Source organism: Massilia solisilvae (assembly GCF_024753215.1).
Classification (GTDB): Bacteria; Pseudomonadota; Gammaproteobacteria; order Burkholderiales; family Burkholderiaceae_D; genus Telluria; species Telluria solisilvae.
The window spans coordinates 50,870-74,923 of the sequence record NZ_JANUGV010000006.1 but is presented as its reverse complement, the minus strand read 5'-3'; the positions used below and the strand labels follow the sequence as shown (position 1 = coordinate 74,923).

The 24,054-nt window shown below is 65.9% G+C and carries 21 protein-coding genes; 5 read left to right on the top strand and 16 right to left on the bottom strand.

All coding sequences use genetic code 11. From position 1 onward, the window contains the following. Positions 1-14: 14 nt before the first annotated feature. Positions 15-2,570 (bottom strand): M4 family metallopeptidase, encoded by a 2,556-nt coding sequence (locus NX773_RS18635; RefSeq protein WP_258857793.1) that lies wholly within the window; start codon positions 2,568-2,570, stop codon positions 15-17. 339 nt (positions 2,571-2,909) lie between these two features. Here NX773_RS18635 and NX773_RS18630 point away from each other — a divergent pair, with 339 nt between their 5' ends. Beyond that, on the top strand, positions 2,910-3,974 hold the full coding sequence (locus NX773_RS18630; RefSeq protein ID WP_258857792.1) for an MORN repeat-containing protein: 1,065 nt from the start codon (positions 2,910-2,912) through the stop codon (positions 3,972-3,974). Positions 3,975-3,977: 3 nt separating this feature from the next. Here NX773_RS18630 and NX773_RS18625 read toward each other — a convergent pair whose 3' ends face one another. Both NX773_RS18625 and NX773_RS18620 read right to left on the bottom strand, forming a co-directional pair. After that, entirely contained in the window at positions 3,978-4,412 is a 435-nt protein-coding gene (locus NX773_RS18625; RefSeq protein ID WP_258857791.1) for a nuclear transport factor 2 family protein, read from the bottom strand. Between the two features lie 27 nt (positions 4,413-4,439). Next, complete coding sequence (locus NX773_RS18620) at positions 4,440-5,396, bottom strand: S66 peptidase family protein (RefSeq protein WP_258857790.1); 957 nt, start codon at positions 5,394-5,396, stop codon at positions 4,440-4,442. Between NX773_RS18620 and NX773_RS18615 the strand changes: the two genes are divergently transcribed. Continuing rightward, positions 5,395-5,544 carry a hypothetical protein gene (locus NX773_RS18615; protein WP_258857789.1) on the top strand — a complete coding sequence of 50 codons (150 nt, stop codon included), beginning with the start codon at positions 5,395-5,397 and terminating at the stop codon, positions 5,542-5,544. The genes NX773_RS18620 and NX773_RS18615 overlap by 2 nt on opposite strands. Before the next feature lie 64 nt (positions 5,545-5,608). Here NX773_RS18615 and NX773_RS18610 read toward each other — a convergent pair whose 3' ends face one another. Together NX773_RS18610 and NX773_RS18605 are read right to left on the bottom strand one after the other, a co-directional pair. Continuing rightward, positions 5,609-8,368 carry a TonB-dependent receptor gene (locus NX773_RS18610; protein WP_258857788.1) on the bottom strand — a complete coding sequence of 920 codons (2,760 nt, stop codon included), beginning with the start codon at positions 8,366-8,368 and terminating at the stop codon, positions 5,609-5,611. Positions 8,369-8,558: 190 nt separating this feature from the next. Continuing rightward, positions 8,559-10,352: an ABC transporter substrate-binding protein gene (locus NX773_RS18605; RefSeq protein WP_258857787.1), complete on the bottom strand. Its 1,794-nt coding sequence runs from the start codon at positions 10,350-10,352 to the stop codon at positions 8,559-8,561. A gap of 267 nt (positions 10,353-10,619) precedes the next feature. On the opposite strand from NX773_RS18605, the gene NX773_RS18600 reads away from it, so the two are divergent. From NX773_RS18600 to NX773_RS18590, 3 genes are read left to right on the top strand one after another with little or no spacing between them, the layout of a single operon-like run. Then, on the top strand, positions 10,620-11,858 hold the full coding sequence (locus tag NX773_RS18600) for a spore maturation protein (RefSeq protein ID WP_258824140.1): 1,239 nt from the start codon (positions 10,620-10,622) through the stop codon (positions 11,856-11,858). An 8-nt stretch (positions 11,859-11,866) separates the two neighbouring features. Next, positions 11,867-13,342 carry a D-alanyl-D-alanine carboxypeptidase/D-alanyl-D-alanine endopeptidase gene (gene dacB / locus NX773_RS18595; protein WP_258857786.1) on the top strand — a complete coding sequence of 492 codons (1,476 nt, stop codon included), beginning with the start codon at positions 11,867-11,869 and terminating at the stop codon, positions 13,340-13,342. Continuing rightward, complete coding sequence (locus NX773_RS18590) at positions 13,339-13,767, top strand: GNAT family N-acetyltransferase (protein ID WP_307728687.1); 429 nt, start codon at positions 13,339-13,341, stop codon at positions 13,765-13,767. The genes dacB and NX773_RS18590 overlap by 4 nt, the downstream gene beginning before the upstream one ends. Positions 13,768-13,910: 143 nt before the next feature. On the opposite strand, the gene NX773_RS18585 is transcribed toward NX773_RS18590, so the two are convergent. The 11 genes from NX773_RS18585 to NX773_RS18535 all read right to left on the bottom strand — a co-directional run bounded on the left by NX773_RS18585 (position 13,911) and on the right by NX773_RS18535 (position 24,035). Then, entirely contained in the window at positions 13,911-14,270 is a 360-nt protein-coding gene (locus tag NX773_RS18585; RefSeq protein ID WP_258857785.1) for a DUF1428 domain-containing protein, read from the bottom strand. Between the two features lie 68 nt (positions 14,271-14,338). Beyond that, positions 14,339-14,689, bottom strand: coding sequence for a YciI family protein (locus NX773_RS18580; protein WP_258857784.1), 351 nt, complete (start codon positions 14,687-14,689; stop codon positions 14,339-14,341). A gap of 24 nt (positions 14,690-14,713) precedes the next feature. Then, complete coding sequence (locus tag NX773_RS18575; protein ID WP_258857783.1) at positions 14,714-15,139, bottom strand: VOC family protein; 426 nt, start codon at positions 15,137-15,139, stop codon at positions 14,714-14,716. Between the two features lie 104 nt (positions 15,140-15,243). Beyond that, positions 15,244-16,479 carry an RNA polymerase sigma factor gene (locus NX773_RS18570; protein ID WP_258857782.1) on the bottom strand — a complete coding sequence of 412 codons (1,236 nt, stop codon included), beginning with the start codon at positions 16,477-16,479 and terminating at the stop codon, positions 15,244-15,246. 127 nt (positions 16,480-16,606) lie between these two features. Continuing rightward, positions 16,607-17,488 carry a PP2C family serine/threonine-protein phosphatase gene (locus tag NX773_RS18565; RefSeq protein WP_258857781.1) on the bottom strand — a complete coding sequence of 294 codons (882 nt, stop codon included), beginning with the start codon at positions 17,486-17,488 and terminating at the stop codon, positions 16,607-16,609. A gap of 94 nt (positions 17,489-17,582) precedes the next feature. Then, on the bottom strand, positions 17,583-18,512 hold the full coding sequence (locus tag NX773_RS18560; protein ID WP_258857984.1) for a hypothetical protein: 930 nt from the start codon (positions 18,510-18,512) through the stop codon (positions 17,583-17,585). 211 nt (positions 18,513-18,723) lie between these two features. Continuing rightward, positions 18,724-19,335 (bottom strand): M15 family metallopeptidase, encoded by a 612-nt coding sequence (locus NX773_RS18555; protein WP_258857780.1) that lies wholly within the window; start codon positions 19,333-19,335, stop codon positions 18,724-18,726. After that, the gene (locus tag NX773_RS18550) at positions 19,332-20,237 is read right to left on the bottom strand and encodes a LysR family transcriptional regulator (protein ID WP_258824129.1); all 906 of its coding nucleotides are present in this window, start codon (positions 20,235-20,237) and stop codon (positions 19,332-19,334) included. Before NX773_RS18550 ends, NX773_RS18555 begins: the two co-directional genes overlap by 4 nt. 82 nt (positions 20,238-20,319) lie before the next feature. Next, the gene (locus NX773_RS18545) at positions 20,320-21,285 is read right to left on the bottom strand and encodes an N-acetylmuramoyl-L-alanine amidase (RefSeq protein ID WP_258857779.1); all 966 of its coding nucleotides are present in this window, start codon (positions 21,283-21,285) and stop codon (positions 20,320-20,322) included. An 18-nt stretch (positions 21,286-21,303) separates the two neighbouring features. Next, on the bottom strand, positions 21,304-22,239 hold the full coding sequence (locus NX773_RS18540) for an N-acetylglucosamine kinase (RefSeq protein WP_258857778.1): 936 nt from the start codon (positions 22,237-22,239) through the stop codon (positions 21,304-21,306). 200 nt (positions 22,240-22,439) lie between these two features. Then, on the bottom strand, positions 22,440-24,035 hold the full coding sequence (locus NX773_RS18535) for a glycoside hydrolase family 10-like protein (RefSeq protein ID WP_258857777.1): 1,596 nt from the start codon (positions 24,033-24,035) through the stop codon (positions 22,440-22,442). Between the last annotated feature and the right edge of the window lie 19 nt (positions 24,036-24,054).

Sequence of the window (24,054 nt, the reverse complement as noted above, 5' to 3'; positions counted from 1 at the left end):
CCCCCCATCAAAGCTTACTGCGTGACCACGCTGACCTTATCGAGCGTGAACGAGGTCTGCAACGAATAGTCTTCGTTCATTTCGAACGAGATCGTCACGTTCTGCCCCTTGTACGGCGTCAGGTCGAAGCTGCGCACCTGGTAGCCGGCAGCCTTGTCCAGGTTGCTGTAGGTCGCAAGCGTCGCCAGCACCGCGCCGGCCGGGTTCTTGAGCGTGACGACCAGCTTGTCGTAGGCGATCGAGCTGCTGAACTCGTTGGTGTCGATGTGCAGCGCGTAGGTGAGCGTGGCCGACTGCGCGACCGAGGGAATGGCGACCGTCTGGCTCAGCATCTCGGTGGCGGTGCGGCCGTTGCCGCCCAGGTAGGCGAAATAGCGGCCGTCATATGGCACCTCGCTGTTGTAGCCGACCCAGGTGCCGATCACGCCGGTTGTGCCGGACCATCCCGTCGCCTGTGACTCGAAGCTGCCATTGGTCACACGCTCGACCGGCGCGCTGGTGGCCACCGTCAGCGTTGCCGCGCTGCTGGTGGCACTGGTGGCGGGCGAGGCCGAATCGGTCACCTTCACCGAGAAGCGCGCCCCGTTGTCGCCCGGCGTGGCGCGCAGGCTGTAGCTCGCGGCCGAGGCGCCGGCAATGTTGGCGCCATTGCGCATCCACTGATATTTGTACGGCTGGGTGCCGCCGCTCACGCCCACCGAGAACGTGGCGGTTGCGCCGGGCGCGACGGTCACGCTTTGCGGCTGCGTGCCGATGACCACCGGACCGCCGGTCGAATTCTCGTCCACGTCGGCGCCGACATTGATCGCGGCGTAGGCGCGTTGCACCGCGATGACCTCGCGGCTGCCGGCGCCGTACAGCTCCTGCGCGGCCTGGATCACCTTCGCGCGCGCGTCGGCGTAGTCGGTGGACGAGGTGAACTTGGTGGTCAGCGCACGGAACCAGATGCGGTAGGCCTTGTCGTTGCCGATGCCGGTCATTGCGCGCGGCGATTTGGTCAGGTAGGGGCTGTAGTAGTCGCTGCCGCTGTCGGCCTTGGAACCCTGCGACAGGAAGTAGAACATGCGGTTGTTCGGACCACTGCTGTAGTGCACGTCCAGCCCGCCGATCGAGCTGCTCCAGGCGTCCGGGCTGCTGCCGTCCTTGCTCGGCTTGTACATCCAGCGCAGCGGGTCGCTGGAGCGGCTGATCTCCATGCCGATCAGCCAGTCGTTGCCGGACGGGACGGTGCTGCCGGTGCCGCCGCCGCGCGCGTAGGCTTCGGTCATCTCGCCGTTGATGTCCGAGGCCGATTCATTCAGGCCGCCGGATTCGCCGTAATACGCGAGGTTGGAGGTGGCCGCCGTCACCCCGTGCCCCATCTCGTGACCGATCACGTCGACCGAGCCGAGCGAGTAGAAGTAGGTGCCGCCGTCGCCGATGAACATGCACTTGCAGCTGTCGCTGTAGTAGGCATTGTCGTAGTTGTTATAGACGTGCGCGGCGATGTAGGTGGCGGTGTTGTTGCCGTCCAGCGAGTGCCAGCCGAGCACGTTCTTGAGCGTGTCGTAGGTGTTCATCATGCCCCACAACGCGTTCACCGCCGCGGTCTGGCCATTGGCGTTGGTGGTGGAGCCGCCCGCCACATACTGTTGGCCATCGCCCCAGGCGTTGGTGCCGTTGGTGTACACCTCGCCCGCGGTGCTGCCGTGGTCGGCGTTGGTGATGGTGTTGGCGCCGTACCTGCCGCCGGTGCCGCGCAGCGGGTCTTTCATCACGAAGCTGCCGCCGGAGGACGAGGTACTGACTGGCACCTGGCCGTTGTACTGGCTCCTGCCCACGCCGGTCTCGGTCTGCAGCGCGTTCCATTGCTGCAGCACGCGCCCGTCCACCGCGCTGACGATGGCGTCGCGGTGCAGCGGACGGTCGGCGTTGATCATGCGCGTCCTGACCAGGTAGGCCAGCTCGTAGCCGGCGACCTGGGTGACGAGGTCGGTGGCGTTGAGCTGGCTTTCGCGCTTGTGGAAGGCGGACGGGATGCGCACGCGCTTGAGCACCGGGTAGATCACCAGCTCGGCGGTGGGCGGCGAGACATGGGATGCGCCGGGCGCGCCGGTGCGCACGAGCTGCTCGATGGCGGCCTGCGGTGTGAGCGCCGGCGTGACGTCGAAGTTGGCAAAGCGCTGGCCCAGGCTGGCCGCCGAGGCGCCACGCCCCAGCCCGGCGCGCCGGTCGGCGGCCGATTCGCTGACGATGTTGCCCACCGCGTCGCTCACCACCACCGATTCGGACTGGTACACGCGCACGCCCTTGTAGGTGTGGGCAAAGCGGCTCACATAGGTGCCGTCGGTGCCGGGATGCTGGGCCGCGAGCAGGAAGCCGTGGTCCTGGTCGAGTCCGTATTTGACGCGGGTGTCGAGCAATTTGCCCTGCAGCAGAACGACCTGCTGCGGATTGGGCGCGACCGGGCCGCTCATCCGCATCGACATGCCCGGGCCGCTGGGAGCCGGGCTCGCCGCTTCAACCGTGGTTCCCAGCAACAGGGGAACAGCCGCCATCGATGCGGCAAGCAATCTCTTATTCAGGTTCATTTTTTCTCCGTTGTTTGCTTGTGGATGTCGTCGGAGAGCCGGACGGGTGAGGTCGAGCTCAGCGTTGAACATAAGCGAGCCCGGCACGGACGCTTTATGCGGCCACAACCTGTGTGCGAATTCTCGGGTCCGCAACGATCTTGGACGCCGTTTCTTGGTGGAGAGGAAATGAAAGCGGTGCGGCGCATAAGGTGCTTGCGGGAACGCGCGGTGCTTCGTCCGGGCATTTGGTCATTGAGCGAACGCAGCCAACGCGCGGAACGCGGTGCCGGTCGCCGCACCAGCGCCCGATAATGGCGGCCACCCAATCCACTGATCCAGCCTGTTCAGATGCCGCCAATGAAAACCGCACCGACGCTGCTTCTTGTCCTGTTGCTGTCATCAACGGCGCAGGGTGCCGAGCCTCAGGCCTGGTACGGTGAGCCGGATTGCCGCATCGCCGTTCTCGCTCCCGTGCCCGAGGATGGCACAGTGCTTTGGCGCGGCGCCTGCAAGGACGGCTATGCGGACGGCGCGGGGGTGCTCACGTGGCGCAGCCAGGACGGCGAGCGCAAGATAGAGGCAACGCTGGCACGCGGTGAGATCAGCGGCGAAGGAAGGCTTACCCGGAACGACGGCACCTACAACGGCACATTCAGGCACGGGCTCCCGCACGGACAAGGCTACTTCAGGTATGCGAACGACAACAGCCTGTACGAAGGCGATTTTGCCGACGGAATACGTGAGGGGACTGGCGTGTTCCTTGCGCCCGACCGTTCGCGCTACGACGGGCAATGGCGCAACGACCGGCGAAATGGGTTCGGCAAGCAGGTGTACTCAGTCGGCGGCAGTTACGAAGGCATGTGGAAGGACAACCGGTTCGAGGGCAAAGGCGTAATCGTGTACGCAGGCAGTGGTCGGCGTTACGAAGGCGAGTTCCGGGACGGTCGTGTGGCTGGAGCGCCGCCGCGCGGCGAGATCGAGCACAGGCGTTACGTGCTCAAGGCGGACCTCCCGCGAACAGGGACGGCCATCCTGGCCGATAAGGTCGTCGGCTACGGACCGCTCAACGCCACCTGGGAAGAGCTGACGCCGGAGCAGAAGAACCGCATCCGCTCGCTCTACCCCGCCCTCGAAGACGGTGACGAACCTCCTTATCCGCTGCACGGCACCCGTCGGATCTACAGCGACATTGCCGACTTGCGCGACGCAAAGTTTCGCCTGATGCGGGGAAAGCTGGGGCTCTATGTTTTGGTGGGCAAGAACGGCAAGCCAAAGTCGGTTGCTGCCTACGGGTCGCCTGACCCCGACTTCCCGCGCTACGCCTCAATGGCCCTGTTGCTGCACACGTTCAAACCTGCACAGTGCCATGGCGAGCCATGTGAAATGATTTATCCCATTTGGTTCAACTTCACACGGAATTGACGCTTACTGGCCTTCCGCCACGCGCGAGGAGTGCGAGGATACGATCGTCCAGTCGGCGCCGCGCTTGATCCACACGCGCGTGAAGCGGAACTTGCCGCTCCACGGCTGGCCGTTCGACACGCCCGACTGCACGCTGACGCCATTGACCACAGCGGTGTCGCCGTATTCGCGGATCGCCACGTCGCGGTTGTCGATCTGGCCGTTGACGCGGCTCTTGCTGCGCAAGTCGTCCAGGTAGTCGGCCTTGTGTTGCACGCGGCCGTCGGAGTGGACCAGCACGAAACCGGGGTCGATCAGCCGCTCCAGGCCCGCCACGTCGGCATGCTGGCGCAGCGCGTTCCAGGACGCGTCGCGCGCGGCGAGCAGCGGGTCCGCGGCGAACGCGAGCGGCATGGCGGTGGCCAGCACGGTTGCGGCGAATAGCGGGAGCGTCTTCACGGTCATTTCCTTGGATTTGGAAAACAATCAGCTCACCGCCGGCTCGAGCAGGGTCAGCGTCTGCCGGTCCGCGTCGAGCGTGGCCTTGACGCCGACCGGGATCGTGAACTGGTTGCGGATGTGGCCGAACGACCAGCCGGTCACCGCCGGCACCTTGAGCGGGGTGAGGTGGACGTCGAAGGTCTGGTCGAGCGTGAGCGACTCGTCGTGCTCGTCCGGGCCGCATTTGTCGCAAATGCCGATCATCAGCGCGGCCGCCTTGTCGAAGCCCACGGCCAGGTCGAGCTGGGTCATCCAGCGGTCGATGCGGTAGGGCTCTTCGTTGACCTCTTCCAGGAACAGGATGCTGTTGCGAAAATCGGCCGCGTACTCGGTGCCGGCCAGGGCACTGACCAGCGACAGGTTGCCGCCGATGAGCGGGCCGGTCGCCACGCCGCCGTGTACGGTGCGCACCGCGTAGTGCGGCTCTTCCTGCGCGCGCAACGCGTTCTCCGGCGCCATCTGGATGGTGTAGGTCGGCTGCGGGTCGGTCAGCAGTGCCAGCATGTGCTCGTTGGAGTAGTCGCACGGCGTCGATGCGGCCACCGGGCCGTGAAAGGTGACCAGGCCACAATGGCGCCGGATCGCCAGGTGCAGCGCGGTGATGTCCGAATAGCCGAGCAGGATTTTCGGATGGTTGCGGATCAGTTCGTAATCGATGTGCTTGAGCAGCGAAATCGCGCCCGAGCCGCCGCGGATGCACCACAGCGCCTTGACCTCGGGGTCGAGGAACATGCCGTGCAGGTCGGCCAGCCGCATCTCGACCGAGCCGGCGTACTTGCCGAAGGTCTCGCGGATGTAGCGCCCCACCTTGACCTTGAAGCCGAGCGCTTCGATGTGCTGCACCGATTTTTCGATGGTCTTGTCGCTGACGTGCCCGGCGGGCGCGATCAGGCCGATGGTGTCGCCTTGTGCCAGGCGTGGAGGTTTGATCAGGTGTTTCATGGATGGATACGGGGGGCGGGAAGGTCGCGCGCGGCGCGGCGCGGCGGCCAGTGCGGGGCAGGCCGGGGCCAGCGCCGCTGCCGCGATCATCGATCCAAACGCGCGCCTGCTGATCTTGCTGCTGCTGGACATGCTGGTCTCGAAATAGAAAAGGCCCGCGCGGGCGGGAGGCGTATCCTGCCTCCTCTCGCGCGGGCCTTGGGCAAGGCCTGTCAGAAGAACTTGTAGTTCACGTTCAAGGTGAAAGCACGGCCACGCGGGTCGGCCACGCGCGGATCCCAGCCGGCGCCGACGACGTCGTCCACGTTGTGGGCAGTGAACGGCGGGTTGCGGTCGAACAGGTTCTGGATGCCGAACGTGACCGTCGTGTTCTTCAGCCCGGTGTACGTGGTGGACAGGCCGAAGGTGGTGTAGCTGGCGACGTCCGGGTTGAAGCCCGCCGGCGGCGTGCCCTTGCCGCCGTTCGGCAGCTGGTCTTTGTAGCCGGACGCAAACGTGTTGCTCAGCAGGACGCTCCAGTCGCCACGGCTCACGCTGAAGGTGGCGCTGTGCTTCCAGCGCAGGTACAGGTCACGGGTGAAGAACTTGCCGACGTATTCTTCGTAGTTGCCGATTTCCGCGAACTTGTAGCTCTGGGTCCAGGTGCCGTCCAGGGTGGCGTTCCACTTGTAGCCGCCGGCGAACTTGCCATCACCGCGCAGGCCGAGGTCGGCGCCGCGGGTCTTGGCACCTGCCACGTTGATCCAGCCGGCCTGGACGTAGGCGATGGTGCCGTCCGGGTTGCGGATGATGTTGCCAGCGAGCGCAACCGGGTTGGCCAGCACGATGCTCGGGCTACGGTTCAGGATGCGGTCCTTCATGTTGATCGCCCAGTAGTCGAGCGATGCGGAGAAGCCCTTGAACGGCTCGACCACGACGCCCAGCGTGCCCTGCTTGGACGTTTCCGGACGCAGGTTCGGGTTGCCGCCCGACATGTAGCCGAATTTCTCCGGTGCGCAGAAGCGGGCGTCGCCCGGATGTTGCGCGCAGCCGACGGTGTCCACCACGCCGTTGGACAGCTCCTGGCTCAGTGCGCCAGTGTAGAGCTGGGTGAAGCTCGGCGCCAGGAAGCCCTTGTTGGCCGAGCCGCGGAACAGCAGCCACGGGGCCGGCTGGTAACGGAAGGCGATCTTCGGGTTGGTGGTGCCGCCGATCACGCTGTACTCGTCGTGGCGCACGGCCAGCTGCAGTTCGAGGTCCTTGGTCACCGGGGCGATGAACTCGGTGTACACGGCGCGCACGTAGCGGTAAGACTGGTTCAGGTTGGCGTTGCCCGGTGCCAGCAGGATGTCCTCTGCGGCCACGTCCTGGTGGTACATGTAGCTTTCGCGGCGCAGGTCGAAGCCGGCGGCCATGGCCAGCGGGCCGGCCGGCAGGTCGAAGATCTGGCCGGAGATGTTGCCGTCCACCTGGTCGAGGGTGGTGCGGCCAGTCTGGAAGCTGCCGATGTACTTGGTCTTGTTGATCGCGTCCATCGCGGCCTGGGTCTGGCCCTGGCCCGGCAGCGCCCACGGGTTCACGATGCCGCTGCCCAGCACGCTGTACAGGGCCTTGGTGTAGGCGTAGCCGTCCAGCAGGTCCATCTTGGTGGTGCTGACCGCGCGCGACAGGCCGACGCGGTAGTCCCAGTTCTTGATCGTGCCTTCGGCGCCGATCAGCAGGCGGCCGCTCTGGGTGGTGTTGTCCTGGGTGCGGTTGCCGACCGGGTTGGCGCGCCACTTGTACAGGATCGGCTTGGTCTTGTCGAAGGTCGGGATGAGGGCCGACAGATCCTGGTAGTACGGGCCGCCGACCGGGTAGGCGTTGCCGTTGGCGAACGAGGTCGAGATCTGAGCCGGGGTCAGGATCGAGGTGACGTCCGACTTCGAGCCGATCGCTTCGGCGAACACCTTGTGATCCGGCGCCAGCTTGTAGGTGCCGCGCACCAGGAAATTGCCCTGCTTGGACGGCGACTGCATCACATAGTCGGCGCCGTAGTCATACGCGCACGAATACTTGCTGCGCAGCGGCGAGGTCACGTCCTTCCACAGGTCGGACTGGTATTGCGACATGCCCGGATAGGTGTCGCACTTGCCTTGCAGGCTCAGCAGGCCAGCCTGGAGGTATTTGTTGGTATCGCCCGGCATCGTGAACCCGGTGCCCAGCGCGCTGCCGGCGCCGGTCAGCTGGTTGGCGAACGGGGTGCCGGTGGTGTCCGGCGACAGGCCGCGCGACGGTTGGAAGCCGTTGGCAAAGCTGCGCTGGCGCGAGTCGAGTTCCTCGTTCTTGGTGAACGAGAAGGTGCCCATGATGTTGTAGCCGTCGGTTTCCAGGTCGCCCTTACCGGCCAGCAGCGACGCGCGGTGGATGTTGCCGCCGCCGGCTTCCGTCACGTTGGTCGAGCCGGTCGCTTCCAGCCCCTGGTAATTGCTCTTCAGAATGATGTTCATCACGCCACCGATCGCGTCGGTGCCGTAGATCGCCGAGGCGCCATCCTTCAGGATCTCGATGCGCTGGATCGCGGCCATCGGGATCGAGTTCAGGTCGACCGCCTTGCCGCTCTTGCCGTGGGTCGGTGCGCGGCGGCCGTTGATCAGCACCAGGGTGCTGTTCGGGCCCAGGCCGCGGAACGAGGCGAACGATGCGCCGCCGCTGACGCGGTCGGCATCCGGGCCGAACACGTTGTTGCCCGAAGTCGGGTTGTCGGCGCCGGTACCGTTGGCCGAGATGACGCGCATCAGCTGTTCGGCCGAGGTGATGCCCTGCTTCTGCAACTGGTCAAACGAGATCACCTGCACCGGCAGCGCGCCTTCCTTGGCCACGCGCTTGATGCTACTACCGGTGATTTCAACACGCTGGATCGGGCCTTCAGGCTGGTCCGCACTGGACTGCGCGAAGGCAGGTGCGGCAACGCCGATCAGGGCGATCAAATGTGCTAGTTTCTTTAACTTCACGCGTCTCTCCTTGGGGTGTGCTTGGGCAGTGGTCTCGCCGACAGCCGAGATGATCTGGGTGTAATGTCAAGGCATTACGTTATGTTTTGTTCAAAAGGTAAGGCAGCAGGGAAGCTCTACCAAATGAAATATCTGGCGGGAAGTATAACTTCGCGGAATGATTACCCAGAATAAAAACGCGCCGAAACGCTCACTCAGAGTGGGTAGTCCGTTCCCTTTCCGCAACATCGACATCCAGATAACGCCAATTGGTGAATTCGACCGGGTGCCGCTTGTAGTTTTTAAGCCACGGTTGGCGGATATCGGCGGAGAGCACGTGGGTCAGCGGCACCCACGGGTTGTAGGCGTGGATCAGCTGGTTCATCTCGAAATACAGCTTCTTGCGCTCGGGACCATCCGGTAGGGCGCGCGCCTTTTCGTAGCGTTCGTTATAGGCGGGCAGGTTGAAGCGGGCATAGTTGGCGCGGCCGGCGTTGGGGCCGTACAACAACTGATAGAAGTTGTCGCCATCGGGGAAGTCGGCGACCCAGTTGCTCTCGAACATCATCACCTTGCCCAGGCGCGAGGCCTTGATGATCTCGGTTTTCTTGTCGGACTTGAACACCACGCGCAGCCCGATCGAATTCAGGCATTTGCGCCATAGTTCGTCGCGCAGGCGTCCACCGACCGTCGCTTCGCTGTGCATGGTCAGCGTCAGCGGCTGGCCGTTCGGGGCGCGGCGAAAGCCGTCGGGGTCGCGCTGGTCGTAGCCGAACTTGTCGAGCAGGGCGTTGGCCAGCGCCGGGTCGTAGGGCACCGGGCTGCGGTAGTTGGGGTCGTAGCCGATCGCATCCTGCGGAAGCGGCGAGTCGGCCTTGGTGGCCATCCCTTTCTTGAGCAGGGCGATGTCCTCGGCGTTGTTGTACGCCATCGAGATCGCGCGGCGCAGCGCCACCTTGTCCTTGCCGTAGCCGCCGATCAGCGGATTCTCCATGTTCATCCACATGTAGTAGGTCTGGAGTACGGGGAAGCGGTACAGCTGCATGCCGCGCTTTGCCAGCTCGGGCTTGAGCTTGCCGTCCTTGATGACCATGTCGGTCATCGATTCGGGCACCTGTTCGATGTAATCGTACTCGCCGTTCAAGAAGCCGAGCATGCGGCCCTGGAATTCTTCGGCGATCTTCACTTCGACGCGGTCCACGCGCGGCAGGCGCTGGCCTTCAAGCGCAGCGTCGATCTGCTTGTCCACGGGGTCGGCGCCCGGAGTGGCATGGAACACGGCGCTCGAGTTCGGATTGGCCAGCAGCACGATGCGGTCGCTGCGCTTCCAGTCGCCGATCATGAAGGGGCCGGTGCCCACCGGGTGGTTGCCGGCCTGGCCGGGGTAGGCTTCGACTACTTCGCGCGCAACTACGCCGGAGGCGGGAATGGCGAGGTAATACAGGAAATTGTTGTCCGGCTCGGCCAGGCGGATGCGCAGCGTGTACTTGTCAACCGCCTGCAGGCCCGGGATCTGGGTATCGTAGCTGAACTTGTCCTTGAGCGCGGCATCGCCGAGCAGCTTGCCCTCGAACATGTAGGCCCACGGCGATTTCAGGGCCGGGTCGTACAGGCGCTTGAGGCTGTACACGTAGTCGGCGGCGGTCACTTCGCGCTTCTTGCCCTTGAACGCCGGGTCGTCGCTGAAATAAATGCCGGGGCGCAGGCGGAAGGTGTAGGTCTTGCCGCCGTCCTCGATGCGCGGCAACTCGGTGACGGTGTTGGCGGCAAGCTTGACCGGGCGCGCCAGGTAATCGTAGCGCAGCAGCGGGTCGAACAGGTTTTCCAGCAGCGACAGCGAGGCCAAGTCCGATGCGACGGCCGGGTCCAGCCCGGTTTCGCTGGTGGACAGGAACATGTGCAGGACTTTTTCCTTGTGCTGGCCCGATGGCGCGTCGGCCGATGCGGGGACGGCAAAGCAGGCGAGCAGCAGGGCGGCGGCGGCGGTAAGGCGAAGTGTCGTCATAAAGTTAGCGTCAAGTCCGTCGTTCCCGCGCATGCGGGAACCCATGCTGAGTGTGAGTACACGCGGTCCATGGGTCCCCGCCTTCGCGGGGACGACGGCGGTAATCATAGGCGCAGAGGTTTGTGGCAGCAATAAAAACTGTTTCCCTCATAACTTTTTTGCATGGCGCGGCTGCATACTTTCATCCTTGCTGCTTGCTCTCAGCCTATACTCTCCCCTGCACAATCGTGCCGTCAGGCATCTGGCACGTCATCAGCGGGATTTTCAATGGCATTAAATTACATCTGGTCCGGTTTCTTCCTGGTCGGCTTCGCCGCCGCTTTCGCGCAGTGGCTGTTCCTCGGCGACACCGAGATCTTCAAGAAGATCATCGACGGCACCTTCGACTCGGCCAAGCTGGCGGTGATGGACATTGCGCTGCCGCTGGCCGGCGTGATGACGCTGTGGCTGGGCTTGATGAACGTGGGCGAGAAGGCCGGCGCCGTCGGCTTTCTGGCGCGCATCATCTCGCCGTTCTTCTCGCGCATCTTCCCGGATGTGCCGAAGGATCACCCGGCCACCGGCCACATGGTGATGAACTTCTCGGCCAACCTGCTGGGCCTGGACAACGCGGCCACGCCGTTCGGGCTCAAGGCGATGGAGAGCCTGCAGTCGCTGAACCCGAACAAGGACGAGGCGAGCAATCCGCAGATCATGTTCCTGGTGCTGCATACCTCGGGCCTGACCTTGATTCCGCTGGCCATCATGGCGCAGCGCGCGATCCTGGGCGCCAAGGACCCGTCGGATATCTTTATCCCGTGCATGATCGGTACCTTCATATCGGCGCTGGCCGGCATCATTGCCGTGTCGATCCGCCAGAAGATCAACCTGTTCGACCGGGTGGTCATCGGCTGGCTGGGCGGCATCACGGCGGCGATCGGCCTGTTGGTCTGGTACATGACCAACTTCCTGACCAAGCCGGAAATTGAACTGGGTTCGCGCGTGGCGAGCAACCTGATCCTGCTGCTGATCATCGTGTCCTTCATCGGCGGCGCGCTGCGCAAGAAGGTCAACGTGTACGAGTCGTTCATCGAGGGCGCCAAGGGCGGCATCCAGACTTCGCTGACGATCATCCCCTACCTGGTCGGCATGCTGGTGGCCATTTCGGTGATCCGCAACTCGGGCGTGCTCGGCTTTATCGTCAGCGGTTTCGACTGGGTGCTGGGCCAGCTCGGCCTGTCGACCGAGTTCACGCCGGCGCTGCCCACCGCGCTGATGAAGCCCTTGTCGGGCAGCGGCTCGCGCGCGATGATGATCGACGCCATGAAAACCTACGGCCCGGATTCCTTCGTCGGCCGCCTGGCCTGCATCTTCCAGGGCTCGACCGACACCACGTTCTACATCGTGGCGCTGTACTTCGGCTCGGTGGGCATCAAGAATGCGCGCTATGCCATTTCCTGTGGACTAATCGCCGACTTTGCCGGCATCATCGGCGCCATCGGCGTCGCCTATCTCTTCTTCGGATAAGGAACAACATGCTACGTCGCCTCGTCATCGCCGCCGCCTTCGCCGCCTGGCTGCCCGCGCACGCCCAGTTGCCGGAGCCCGTTGCCCGCGTGCTTGCCGACAACGGCATCCCGGAGGCGGCGCTCGGCGCGCTGGTCCTCCGCGGCGACACCGTGGTGCTGGCGCACCAGGCCACGCAGCCGATGCAACCGGCCTCGACCATGAAACTGGTCACCACGATGGTCGGCCTGGAACAGCTGGGACCGGTGTTCCGCGGCCGCACCGAGCTGCGCAGCAACGGCGAGGTCAAGAACGGCGTGCTCAAGGGCGACCTGGTCCTCAAGGGCGGCGCCGACATGGACTTTTCCAGCGAGGCGCTGGAGAACATGCTGCGCGCGCTGCGCTACCAGGGCATCCGCAAGATCGCCGGCAAGCTGGTGCTGGACCGCCAGCTGTTCAACCCGGCGCGCAGCGACGTGGGCGTGCCGCCCTTCGACGAGTCGCCGGAGGCGTATTACAACGTCATCCCGGACGCGCTGATGATCAACAAGAACATGCTGCAGATCGACATGCGCTCGACCGTCAAGCGCATCAAGCTGGAGATGCAGCCGACCTTGGAGAAGGTGTCGATCGGTTCGGACATGGTCCTCGTGGACGGCGAGTGCAAGAAATGGGAAGACGGCTGGAAGCTGCCCGAGGCGGTGCGCGACAAGAGCGGCCGCATCAAGGTGGTGCTGCACGGGACCTTCCCGCGCGACTGCGTGGCGGACAACAGCATCAACGTAGTGGACCGCAACGACTACCTGGACCGGCTGTTCCGCCTGAAGTGGAAGCAGCTGGGCGGCACCATCAGCGGCGCCACCGTCGAAGGCGCGGCGCCGCCAGACGCGCAGCTGCTGGCGGCGCACACCTCGCGGCCGCTGCCGGAGCTGGTGCGCGACATCAACAAGCCTTCCGATAACACCCTGGCGCGCACGGTGTTCCTGAGCCTGGGCAGCCTGGAAGCCGACCCGCTGCTGGGCAGCCATCCCCTGCCGCCAAGTCCTGACACCACCTACACGCGGGCCGACCAGGCGGTGCGCAACTGGATGCGCGCGCACCAGATCGACGACAGCGGCCTGGTGCTGGAAAACGGCTCGGGCCTGTCCCGCCTTGAACGGATCAGCCCGCAGCAGATGGGCGGGCTGCTCAAGGCGGGCCTTGCCAGCAACTGGGCGCCGGAGTTCCAGGCCAGCCTGCCGATCGTGGCGGTGGACGGCACCATGCGGCGGCGTCTGAAGGACAGCCCGGCGGCCGGCCATGCGCGCCTGAAGACGGGCAGCCTGAGCAATGTGGCGGCGGTGGCGGGCTATGTGCCCGATGCCAGCGGGCGCACCTGCGTGGTGGTTGGCATGGTCAACAGCGATCTGGTGAAGAATGGCAAGGGACGCGCGGTCCTGGACGCGCTGATCGACTGGGTGGCGCGCTCGGGTAGTGTGGACACCACGGTGGCGGTAAGCCATTGAGCTATCGCTTCAGGCGGGCGGTCGCTGCCGATATCCCGGCCATGTCGCGGATACGCCTGTCTGTCGCCGAAAATGTGTTGTCCGACCCGACGCGCATTACCGACGCCATGTACGAAGAATTCCTGGACAGGTCAGGCCGTGGATGGGTCGCGGAAAGCGGCGGCGAGATCGTCGCTTTTTGCTACGCGAACAGCACAAACGCGTCGATTTGGGCTTTGTTCGTGCGGCCGGACCATGAAGGGCAAGGCCTCGGCAAGGCCCTGCTTGGCCAAGCGGTGGATTGGTTGTTCAGCATTGGCCACAGCCGCGTCGAACTAAGCACGGCCGCCAACACGCGCGCGGATCGCTTTTATGCGGCGCAGGGCTGGGTGCGCCAGGCTGGCAGTGCTTCCGATGTCGCCTATTCGCTCACCCGCGTAGAGTGAACAGCTCGACTGCCCACGCGTTCGACCTGAGCGTGCAGGACGGGGACCGTGGGCAGGTCGACCTGCCTACCCTACGAGAAACACGGGTCAGCACGCCCTACGGCGCAGGGTGATCCGCCTGCCCTCGCACACGTCGGTGCGGCTCAAAGGTCGATCACCATATCGAAGCCGCCGAAGATCATGCGCTTGCCATCGAAGGGCCTGGTCTCGGGCTTCGCCAGCTCGGCCGAGCGCGGGTCCTTCATGACTTTTGCGTTGACTTCGTCGCGGTGGGCACGCGACTCGTACATGATCCACGCGAACACCACGGTTTCGCCCTCTTCGAGGTTCACGCTCTGCGGGAACGAGGTCAGCTTGCCCGGGTTGACGTCGTCGGCGATGCATTCTCGGAACTGCAAGGCGCCGTGTTCGCGGTAGATCTTGCCGACCAGCGTGGCAAGCTCCCGGTATTTGTCCATGTTGTTCTTGGGAACCGGTACCACGAATCCATCTACATAAGCCATCTCAGTCTCCTTGGAAAATGCCAGCTTGTGACGTGATGATTGGCCGGCAGGCGCCGGCCGCTGTTGCTTCAGGCTGCCTGGTCCTGCGACACGGCCAGCTCGCGCACCGGCCGCACTTCCACGCTGCCGTACTTGGCCGGCGGGATGCCGCTGGCGATCCGGATCGCTTCGTTCAGGTCGGCCGCATCGACGAGATAGAAGCCCGCCAGCTGTTCCTTGGTCTCGGCGAACGGACCGTCATAAAGGGCAACCTGGCCGTTGCGCACCCGCACCGTCGTTGCGCTCGCGACCGGATGGAGCGGCTCGGCCGCCAGCAGGCGCTGGCCCTCCACCAGTTGCTGCGCGTAAGCGGCGCAGGTGGCATCGGGGCAGGCGTTCCAGTGCTCCTGGTCGAGATAGACGAGACACAGATATTTCATGGGCTTCTTCTCCTTGTGCGACGGTCAGTGTTCGATCAGGGCGCCGTTGACGATCCAGGGCACGCCAAAGCGGTCGGTGACCATGCCCGACGCCTTGGCCCAGAACGCCGGCGCGAACGGCATGGTCACCTTGCCGCCCTCGGACAAGGCAGTAAAGATGCGCTGCGCCTGCTCCACGGTGTCATAGCTGAGGGTGAACGAGACCCCTTTGATGCCTTCGTACGGCATCGACGGCGGGCAGTCGCCGCCGAACAGCATGTTGCCATTGCGGTCAAGCGCCAGGCGCATGTGCGCGATCGAGTCAGGCTGCTCGGCCGGCGCGCCGGACGGGCAGGGCATGTCGGACATGCGGATCGTGGTTTCGATCCTCGCATCGAGGGTGCGCTCGTAAAAGCGCATTGCTTCCTCGCAGTTTCCGTTGAACACCAGATATGGCACGGGTTGCATCATGGCTATTCTCCTTTCAATGGTTGATCGGGAAGCAAATGCGCTCCTCATCCCTTTGTCGAATCGGGGGCGCGGTTTTTCGACAGGCCCTTCCACTTTTTTTCGCATCACTGCAACTGCGCAAGGCGACGGCGCAGGAAGCGGCGCTCCGGCTCCTGCCGCGCCAGCGCCAGCGCCTCTTCGTAGGCGGCCCGTGCGTCGGCGACTGCGCCCAGGCGCCGGCACAGGTCGGCCTTGGCGGCCCATGCGAGGTGGTAGTGGCGCAAGGGCTCGCGCGCCAGCAGGGCTTCGACCAGGGGCAATGCGGCCTGTGGACCATCGCGCATCGCGACGGCCACCGCACGGTTCAGTTCGATGACGGGCGCCGGCTCGTGGCGCAGCAGCACGTCGTACAGGCCGGCAATCTGGCGCCAATCGGTGTCCGCTGCCCGCGCGGCGTCCGCGTGGACGGCGGCTATCGCGGCCTGCAGGGTGTAGGAGCCGAAACGGCGCGACCGCAAGGCGCCCTCCACGCGCTCGCATCCTTCGTCGATCAAGGCGCGATCCCACCGGCTGCGGTCCTGCTCGTCCAGCGGGATCAGGTCGCCGTCGGGCGAGACGCGCGCGGCGCGGCGCGACTCGTGCAGCAGCATCAGCGCCAGCAGGCCGGAAACCTCGGGCTCGGGCAGCAGTTGTTCGAGCAGGCGCGCCAGGCGGATCGCCTCGGCGGACAGGTCGGCGCGCAGGACGGCTTCGCCGGAAGAAGCGGAATATCCTTCGTTGAACACCAGGTAGATCACCCGCAGCACGCTTTGCAGCCGCGCCGGCAGTTCGTCGGTGTCCGGCACCTGGTAGGGGATGCGGGCATCGCAGATCTTGGCCTTGGCGCGCACGATGCGCTGGGCCAGCGTGGGCGCGGCGACCATGCAGGCGTGCGCGATCTCCTCCGTGGCGAGGCCGCACACTTCGCGCAGGGTGAGGGCGACGCGGGCTTCCTCGGACAGGCTGGGGTGGCAGCAGGTGAAGATCAGGCGCAGGCGGTCGTCTTCGAGTTCCGAGGCCTCGCCCGGGCCGGGTGCCTCGTCGGCGAGGTTCTCGACCACGCCGGCCGCGTCGTCCCACGCGGTAAAGCGGCGCTGGCGGCGCAGCTGGTCGATGGCCTTGAAGCGGCCTGCGGAGACCAGCCAGGCGAACGGGTTGTTGGGGATGCCGTCGCGCGGCCAGGTTTCGGCGGCGGCGATGAAGGCGTCGTGCAGCGCTTCCTCGGCCAGGTCGAAACTGCCGAGCAGGCGCACCAGGGTCGCGAAGACGCGGCGGGCGTCGTTGCGGTAGATCGCTTCCAGTGTCGCGGTGGTCGTCGTCACGGCGCAGGCCTTTCACGTCCAGGTTGGCGGATGCGTGTCACTGTTCAGGTTCGGGGGCAAGTGTATAGCAATACACGTGCTGGAACGGCCTTCCGGCTGGCTGGGCGCAGAAACCACCCGGCAAACCTTAAGTCCTGCCGGGGCTGGTTGAACGCGTGGGCAGCGAGCAGACCACGGCCGATGCGTCGTCGGCGTTTTTCACGGACATGCCGGTGGCGCCGCCCAGTTCAAAGTCGCGTAGCTCGCGCACGAGTGCGGCCGCGCCGTGCCGGATACAAGCCGTCGCCAGCTGCTCGTCGGTGTACAAACCGTAGGGGTCGACCAGCCGGTAGAAGCCATCGGTCATCATCAACAGCACCGCCCCTGGCTCGATCTCCATGCTGACCTCGCGCGCGTCAAACGGCCCGCCCGGCGCAAGACACAGCGAGATCGGTGCGACGGTCGAATTCTGGAACTCGCGCCGCGCGCGCAGCATCGGCAGCAGTCGCTCGCGCCGCGCGGCCGGGTCGATGATGCCCTGGCCGACCAGCTTTGCGATCTCGTCGCGCACGACGCCTTCCTGCGCGTTGACGTACGGGTCCAGGTCCAGCACCGCTCCGCCGGGCAAGCGCAGCAGGGTCTTGCAGTCGCCCACGCACCAGGCCTGCAGCGCCGTGTGGCCACGCTCGTGCCAGATGCGCACCCAGGTCATCGCCGCAATGGGCCACGCGTACATTGGCACCGCCACCGCGTGCGTCTTCTCGTCGAACAGGCGACGCACCTGGTCAAGTGCCAGCCGCACGCTGTCTTCCTGACGGCGCCCGGCGCTCGCCGTGTGCGCTAACGCACGGGCGAACTCGCGCACGAACCAGACCACGTCGCCTTGCTGCGCATCGACGTAGTCCTGGTCCGCTACCGAGGAAGCGCCATCGATGATGACGATGTCGGTCCAGCCCACCTGTTCAAACACCGCAATCAGGTCTTCGTTGTGGTCGCCGTGCCCGGGGGAAGAAACTGTATCGATCGTCATCGTTCGTTGTCGCGCCTTGGAAACATGGTGCCGGGCCTGCAAGCAGGCACAGCGATTCTATCGCCAATCGCCGGCGCGAGCCGGCACGCTGGCCCTATCTGGCGCCCGGCTTGCCGGTGGCCCCACCACCGCTTCCGGCCGCGCTTGCGCTGCCGCCAGTACCCGCAGGCTGGGCAGCCCCGGCGCTGCTGCTGTCGGCCGCCGTTGCGCTGCCAGGTGCGGCAACGGGAGCGGTGACCGGTGCTGGCGCCGCAGTGGACGTCGTTGCGCTGGCGCCGCTGCTGTCGGACGCGGCGCCACTGCCGCTGGCGCCACCCGTGCCGCTGTTGCCACTGCTACCGCCAGTGCCGCTGCCGGCAGGCGCGCTGGCGCCGCCGCCGGAACCGCCGGCGCTACCCGACGCGCCGCCGTTCGGCCCCATCTCCAGCCACGGCGTGCCTGGCAGCGCCGGCTTGGCCTCCACCAGCGCCACCTGCGCACCGGTCGAATCGCGAATTGTGCGCACCACGTCCACCATGGTCTGGTCGGTCCAGCTCTCTGGCGTGCCCATCAGGCGGCCGGTGAAACGGCGCGGCCATTCGAGCCAGCCGCCTTCCTTTTTGGTGAACACGGCGTACATGTCGAGGTGATAGCCGTTCTTGTACGGGAACAGGCAGGCGACCACGTTCATGTTGTCGCCGCCGTTGACGCGCGGCGCGCCCTTCGCGGTCCAGCTGGCGCCCTCGCAGCTGGGCGCCGCGCCGCTGCCCGGCGCGGCGCCGTCGGGGTTGGCCGGCCTGAACTTGCCGGGCTGCTCCTGCAACTGGCCGGCGATGGCCGGGGTGGCGAGCGTGGCGTCGGAAACGTGGCGGCTGATGCCTTCACTCGCGGCCTTGACCACGCCCGGGTTGCCCGGCGCGGTCTTGATGTCGAATACGCGGTAGTACTCGACCGTCTTGTCCCTGGATGCAAACACGTTGCCGTCGCCAGTGCTGCACCCTGCCAGCGCCACGCCCACGGCGAGCGCCATCAACGAGCTTTTCATTACGCACCTCTCTTGTAGTGGAATGGGGAGACCATCGTTGTTGAGAGAGGAATGACCGCGCGAAATCCGTGCAGCTGTGAGTGCCAACCTCTCTGCAGTACGTGCCGATTGTCGAGGCGCGCAACAGCCCAAAGGCTGACAATGCTCAAGCGTGCGCAGCGTTATGCGCCGCCGCGACAGGGTCGGCGGCAGGCGCTGCGCGCCGCCACTGTCAGAGGACGCGGCGGAAGGTACGGCGCACCAGTTCGCGGTCGCCGCAATCGAAATGCCACCATTCGGTGTTGATGCCGACGAAACCGGCCTGGTTCATCGCCTCGCGCAGCAGGCGCCGGTTGGCCACCTGCTCTTCCGTGAGCTGGCCGGCGACGAGGAAGCCCTCTTCCAGCGCCGGGTGCGACAGCTCGGTCATGTCGTCAAAGCCGGTGCCCATGTCGAGCTCGCGCCCGTGCTCGTCCAGCAGCGTGATGTCCACCGCCATGCCGTACGAGTGGATCGAGCCGCGCAGCGGATTGGCCAGGTACATCTGCAGGCCGGTGCCGGCCAGCGTATCCCACAGCTGCTGCTGCACCCGCTGCGGGCGCAGCGCGTCCAGCACCACGGGCGTCAGGCCAGGCCGGCGCGCGTGCAGCCATGCCACGACCTGTTCCAGCCCCGCCGCTGCCTGTACGTGCAGCCAGGCGCAGTCGAACGGCGAGTACAGGTCGCGGCCGACGAAGTTGTTGGCGGTCGCGTAGCGCAGGTCGATGGCGATGCCCCGGATGCTGGAGAGGTGGCGAAATTCCAGGCTGCGGGCGATCTCCTCGCTGGCGACGGTGAGGTTCATTGACATCCTTTTTCGAGCAGCGCGCGCGCGGTCGCGCCGATACAGTTGGCCAGCTCGCGCGCGCCATGCGAGAGCGGGGCGTGGCTGGCGGTCAGCAGGTAGAGCTGCACAGGGATCGCGGGTTCCCAGGTGCGGCGTTGCACCTTGTCCGGCGTCGCGGTGGCGGCGGTGAAGGGGTCGAGCACCGCGGTGCCGGCGCCGGCCTCGACCAGCGAGCGCGCAATCTGGTAGGTCTGGACCACGGTACGGAACACTGGCTGGGCACCCTGCGCCTCGCACGCGGCAAGCACCATTTCGCCCAGCGGGTCGCGGTCGGCCAGGCCGATCAGCTCGCCGGTCAGCCCTTCGGGACCGATCGGCTGCGCGCATTCGGCCGCGCTCCAGGTGCCGGCCGGCGCCATCACCGTCAGCATGCCCTGCGCGATCGGTTCGGCGACGATGCCGGGGTGGCGCGGGTCCTGCAGCGACAACGCCAGGTCGGCTTCGCCCAGGCGCAGCGTATTGACGATTTCGCTGGTGTGATGGGTCGAGAGCTCGCAGCGGGTTTCCGGGAAGTCGCGCCGCCAGCTCGTCATCGCCTTCGGCAGCACGCTGATGGCCACGGTGGGCGTGGAAACCAGCCGCACCGTCTCCACCGCCCGGCTCTTCAGGCTGGCGGCCAGGCGCCGGATGCCCTGCAGGTCGCGGTTCAGCTTTTCGGTTTCGGCAAACAGGCGGTGCGCCTCGGGCTTGGGATAGAGCTTGCCGCGCACGCGCTCGAACAGCGGCATGCCCAGCTGCAGTTCCGCGTGCTGCAGCACCTTGGTCACTGCCGGCTGCGAGATGTGCAGAACCTGGGCGGCGCCACTGATGGTGCCGACCTGCATGATCGCGTGAAAGACTTCTATGTGGCGCAGGCGCATCGCGTTATCCCTTCAAAGTAAAGAATCCGCGGCGGGCGCGGATGTCCCGAGGATACAGCGAAAATTGCTCAGGAGCGACATATCACTGCTTGTTCAATGGCTGCGGCGCTGCGGGTGTTGCGGGGACCGCAGCAGGAACCGGCACCGCAGGCGGCTGCGGCAGGGCCGGCGCGGCCGGCGTCGCTGCCGGCTGAATCACCGGGCTGGGCGAGCAGGCGCAGACGGCGTTAGGCAGGGGCGCGGACGCCTGCACCACCGGCAGCGGCGCGTTGGCTGGGGTGGTCAGCACTTCGAGCAGGGTCGCGGTCTCGGCGTCCGGGGCGCCATCGATGTTTGCAGGACGGAATTTCGACTGGAAGGCTGACAGCGCGTTGCGGGTCTGCTCATCGTACAGACAGGTCTGGGTCACGCCGTAGCCAAAGGCCGCCAGCTTGCGCTGGAACCAGGTCACGTCCGGCTGCTGGGCGTCGAACACCGGGCGCACGCTGGCCACGCGGGTGGCGTCCGGCCACACCGCCAGGCCCTGGTCGGCGAACTGCTTCCACGGGAACATCGGACCCGGGTCCTGCTTGCGGCCGGGCGCGATGTCGCTGTGGCCAAGCACGTTCTCGGGCGGTACATGGTAGCGCTGCGCAATGTCGCGCACCAGCGCGATCACCGAGTCGATCTGGTATTGCGGGAACGGCGCGTACACGCGGCCGGTTGGCGTGTCCTTCCAGCCCGCGTTCACGATCTCGATGCCCACCGAGCTGGTGTTCAGGTTGGTAAAGCCCTTCCAGCTCGACACGCCGGCGTGCCAGGCCTGCTGGGTTTCCGGCACCAGGTTGTAGATGATGGTCTCGGGATCGTCCGTCACCAGGTAATGGGCGCTCACTTGCTGCTGCGTCAGAATCTTGATGGACGACGGCTTGTCGCTGACCGTGTAGTGCAGCACGATGAACTTGACGCGCGGCGACTGGGCCTTGGCGCTGTAGCTGTGGTCGATGCGCGGACCGGTGGCACAGCCGGCAAGCAGGGCAAGAAGCAGGGCGGAAATCAGGGCTTTCATCGTGAACACTCAGGTTGATTAATGGTTGGGGCTCGGCGCCGGGCTGGCGGCCAGCCGGGCTGCGGCGAAATGGGCCTGGCTGCCGGTATGCACCAGCTTGGTGTCGGGCGGCAGCGCGACGCGCATCGACGCGGCGATCGAAGGATGCAGTTCGGACGCGCGGCCAGCCAGCGCCACCGGGCGCGGGCCGAAACGGTTGGCCAGCGCCAGCGCCAGGCGCGCAAGTTCCTGGCCGGCTTCGCACAGGATACGCTCGGCGGCCGGATCCTGCCCGGCGGACGCGGCAACGGCGAGCGCCAGCTTGCCGACTTCGCCGCGCTCCTGCGCGTAAATGAACTGGCGCGACAGCGACCAGTCGTGGCCGCCGATGTAGTCGAACACGGCCTGCGCCATCGGCGAGTTTTGCCAGCAGCCGGGCTCTTCGTCCTCGTTGCGCCAGATGTGGCGCAGCGCCTCGCGCGCGATCCAGAAGCCGCCGCCGCCATCGTCGAGCATGACGCCGCGCCCGCCCGCGCGGTGGAACTTGCCGTCGCCATCGATGAACGCGCCGATCGAGCCGGTGCCGGCATAGACCAGGTAGCCCTCGCCGGGCGCAAAGCTGGCCAGGTAGGCGATCTCGATGTCGTTACACAGCTTCACGCAGCGCGGCGACACCTGGAACAGCTCGGCCAGCCAGCGCTGCAATTGTTCGCCATCGCCGCCAAAGCCGGTCAGGCCCGCGCGCACGCGGCCGGGGCGAGCGTGGCTGAGCACTTCGCGCGCCAGTTCGGAGAAGGTGGCGTGAACGGCCTGGCGGCCGGCCTCGCTGCTCATCTGCAGCGCGGACAGGCCCGCCACATGGCCGGAAGCGATGATCGTGCCGCCCGGCGCGGCCAAGGCCCAGCGGGTCTGGGTGCCGCCGGCGTCGATGCCCAGGCCAATGCCACTATCCTGTTCGGTTTCCTGGTTCAACATAATCGTGCGAGTGTACTTCCAAGCCGGGGTCGGCACGAATGACGTCTCGCGTTGCGTGCATGAAAAAAGGTTATGGAGACAAAATTGTTCGCTCTAACCCGTCGTTCCCGCGGAGGCGGGAACCCATGCTGAGCGTGCAGTCAAGCTGTCTATGGGTTCCCGCCTGCGCGGGAACGACGTGCTTAAGCTAACAATGCAAATCAACTCTTGCGCCAGACTTGAATGCGCTCGCTCTCGTTGCCAAGGCGATCGACCGCGCTCACGAACACCGCATCGGCCTGCCCCAGCGTTGCATCGTCGGCCACCGTCACCGTTGCCTGCCCGGCCGACGCGACCGCGAAGCGCCACTGGCTGCCATAGCGCGACCACACCGCGTACACGGCATCGGCCTTGCCCGGCACCATCTTCAACTTGACGGCATTGCCGGCGCGCGCCGCGCTTACCTTCGGCAGCGCCGGCGGCGTATTGCCCAGCCACGGCGAGGCCGGCACCAGCGCCGGCTGCGCGTAGTGACCTGCCGTCAACTGGTCGTCGATGCCCTTGCGGTTTTCCATCAGCGTGACCATGCTGAAGTGCACATGCCCACCGGCACCCGGCCGCGAGCGCGCCACGCCGATCTGCTGGATGATCTCCTGCGGCTGGTAATCCTTGCTGGGCGCGCCGATGCGGCTGGTGAACAGGCCCGGCCACACGTGGCGGCCCTGCGTGTTCTGCCCGATCCAGTAGTCCAGCAGCACGTCGTACGCCTGCGCCGTCTGCGACATCGGCCAGTACAGCTGCGGCGACAGGTAGTCCAGCCAGCCATTCTGCAGCCAGGTCTCGGCGTCGGCGTACAGCTTGTCGTATTGGGAAAAGCCGGAGATGCCGGGCGGACGCCGGTCCGGGCGGCCCAGGCCGAACGGGCTGATGCCGAAGCGCACCCAGCGTTTTTCCTCGTGGATCTCCTTGTACATACGCTCGATCAGGTGGTTGACGTTTTCGCGCCGCCACGATGCCTTGTCCAGCTTGCCGCCGCTGGCAACATAGCGCTGCCACGAAGGCTGGTCCGGGAAGTCGAGCTCGGCCTTGCCTGCCTTGCCATCGAGCGCGGCATCGTTGCCGGCCGCGCTGGGCGCCTCGATCGGGTACGGGTAGAAGTAGTCGTCGATGTGCACGCCGTCGATGTCATAGCGCTTGACCACGTCCAGCACCACGTCCAGCGTCTGCTTGGAAGCTGACTCCTCGCCCGGGTCCATCCACAGGAACTTGCCGTAGCTCTTCACGGCCGCCGGATTGGTGCGCGAAATGTGGTTCGGGGCCGCCGGCGACTTGGCATTGTTGTGGCGCGCGCGATACGGATTGAACCAGGCGTGCAGCTCCAGCCCGCGCGCATGCGCCTCGGTGATCCAGAACTTGAGCGGGTCGTACCATGGCTGCGGCGCCTTGCCCTGCGCGCCGGTCAGGTATTCCGACCACGGCTCGAGCTTGGACGGGTAGATCGCATCGGCCGCCGGGCGCACCTGCAGCACGATCGCGTTCAGGTTCAGTGCCTTGGCACGGTCGAGGATGGCGATCGCTTCCTGCTGCTGCTGCTGCGCCGAGAGGTTCTGCTTGCTCGGCCAGTCGATGTTGGCGACGGTCGAGACCCACGCGGCGCGGAACTCGCGCGGCGCCGGCGGCGGCAGTTCGCTACTGGCCACTTGTGCGGGCACCGTGCCCGGCACCGTGGCCTTTGGCGGCGTGGTACATGCGGCCAGCAATCCACCCAACGCCAGCGCACTGGCGACTCCTGCAAACGCGAACGCGCGTCGTTTCAAATCAGGCTGCAACACAGCT

What these genes read in the sequence shown, in the direction of transcription:
- NX773_RS18575 (WP_258857783.1), bottom strand. Translation starts at nt 15,139, where the DNA reads ATGATGCAACCCGTGCCATATCTGGTGTTCAACGGAAACTGCGAGGAA.
- NX773_RS18560 (WP_258857984.1), bottom strand. Translation starts at nt 18,512, where the DNA reads ATGAAAAGCTCGTTGATGGCGCTCGCCGTGGGCGTGGCGCTGGCAGGG.
- NX773_RS18545 (WP_258857779.1), bottom strand. Translation starts at nt 21,285, where the DNA reads ATGAAAGCCCTGATTTCCGCCCTGCTTCTTGCCCTGCTTGCCGGCTGT.
- NX773_RS18630 (WP_258857792.1), top strand. Translation starts at nt 2,910, where the DNA reads ATGAAAACCGCACCGACGCTGCTTCTTGTCCTGTTGCTGTCATCAACG.
- NX773_RS18605 (WP_258857787.1), bottom strand. Translation starts at nt 10,352, where the DNA reads ATGACGACACTTCGCCTTACCGCCGCCGCCGCCCTGCTGCTCGCCTGC.
- NX773_RS18550 (WP_258824129.1), bottom strand. Translation starts at nt 20,237, where the DNA reads ATGCGCCTGCGCCACATAGAAGTCTTTCACGCGATCATGCAGGTCGGC.
- NX773_RS18555 (WP_258857780.1), bottom strand. Translation starts at nt 19,335, where the DNA reads ATGAACCTCACCGTCGCCAGCGAGGAGATCGCCCGCAGCCTGGAATTT.
- NX773_RS18565 (WP_258857781.1), bottom strand. Translation starts at nt 17,488, where the DNA reads ATGACGATCGATACAGTTTCTTCCCCCGGGCACGGCGACCACAACGAA.
- NX773_RS18635 (WP_258857793.1), bottom strand. Translation starts at nt 2,570, where the DNA reads ATGAACCTGAATAAGAGATTGCTTGCCGCATCGATGGCGGCTGTTCCC.
- NX773_RS18600 (WP_258824140.1), top strand. Translation starts at nt 10,620, where the DNA reads ATGGCATTAAATTACATCTGGTCCGGTTTCTTCCTGGTCGGCTTCGCC.
- NX773_RS18585 (WP_258857785.1), bottom strand. Translation starts at nt 14,270, where the DNA reads ATGGCTTATGTAGATGGATTCGTGGTACCGGTTCCCAAGAACAACATG.
- dacB (WP_258857786.1), top strand. Translation starts at nt 11,867, where the DNA reads ATGCTACGTCGCCTCGTCATCGCCGCCGCCTTCGCCGCCTGGCTGCCC.
- NX773_RS18620 (WP_258857790.1), bottom strand. Translation starts at nt 5,396, where the DNA reads ATGAAACACCTGATCAAACCTCCACGCCTGGCACAAGGCGACACCATC.
- NX773_RS18540 (WP_258857778.1), bottom strand. Translation starts at nt 22,239, where the DNA reads ATGTTGAACCAGGAAACCGAACAGGATAGTGGCATTGGCCTGGGCATC.
- NX773_RS18580 (WP_258857784.1), bottom strand. Translation starts at nt 14,689, where the DNA reads ATGAAATATCTGTGTCTCGTCTATCTCGACCAGGAGCACTGGAACGCC.
- NX773_RS18615 (WP_258857789.1), top strand. Translation starts at nt 5,395, where the DNA reads ATGGATGGATACGGGGGGCGGGAAGGTCGCGCGCGGCGCGGCGCGGCG.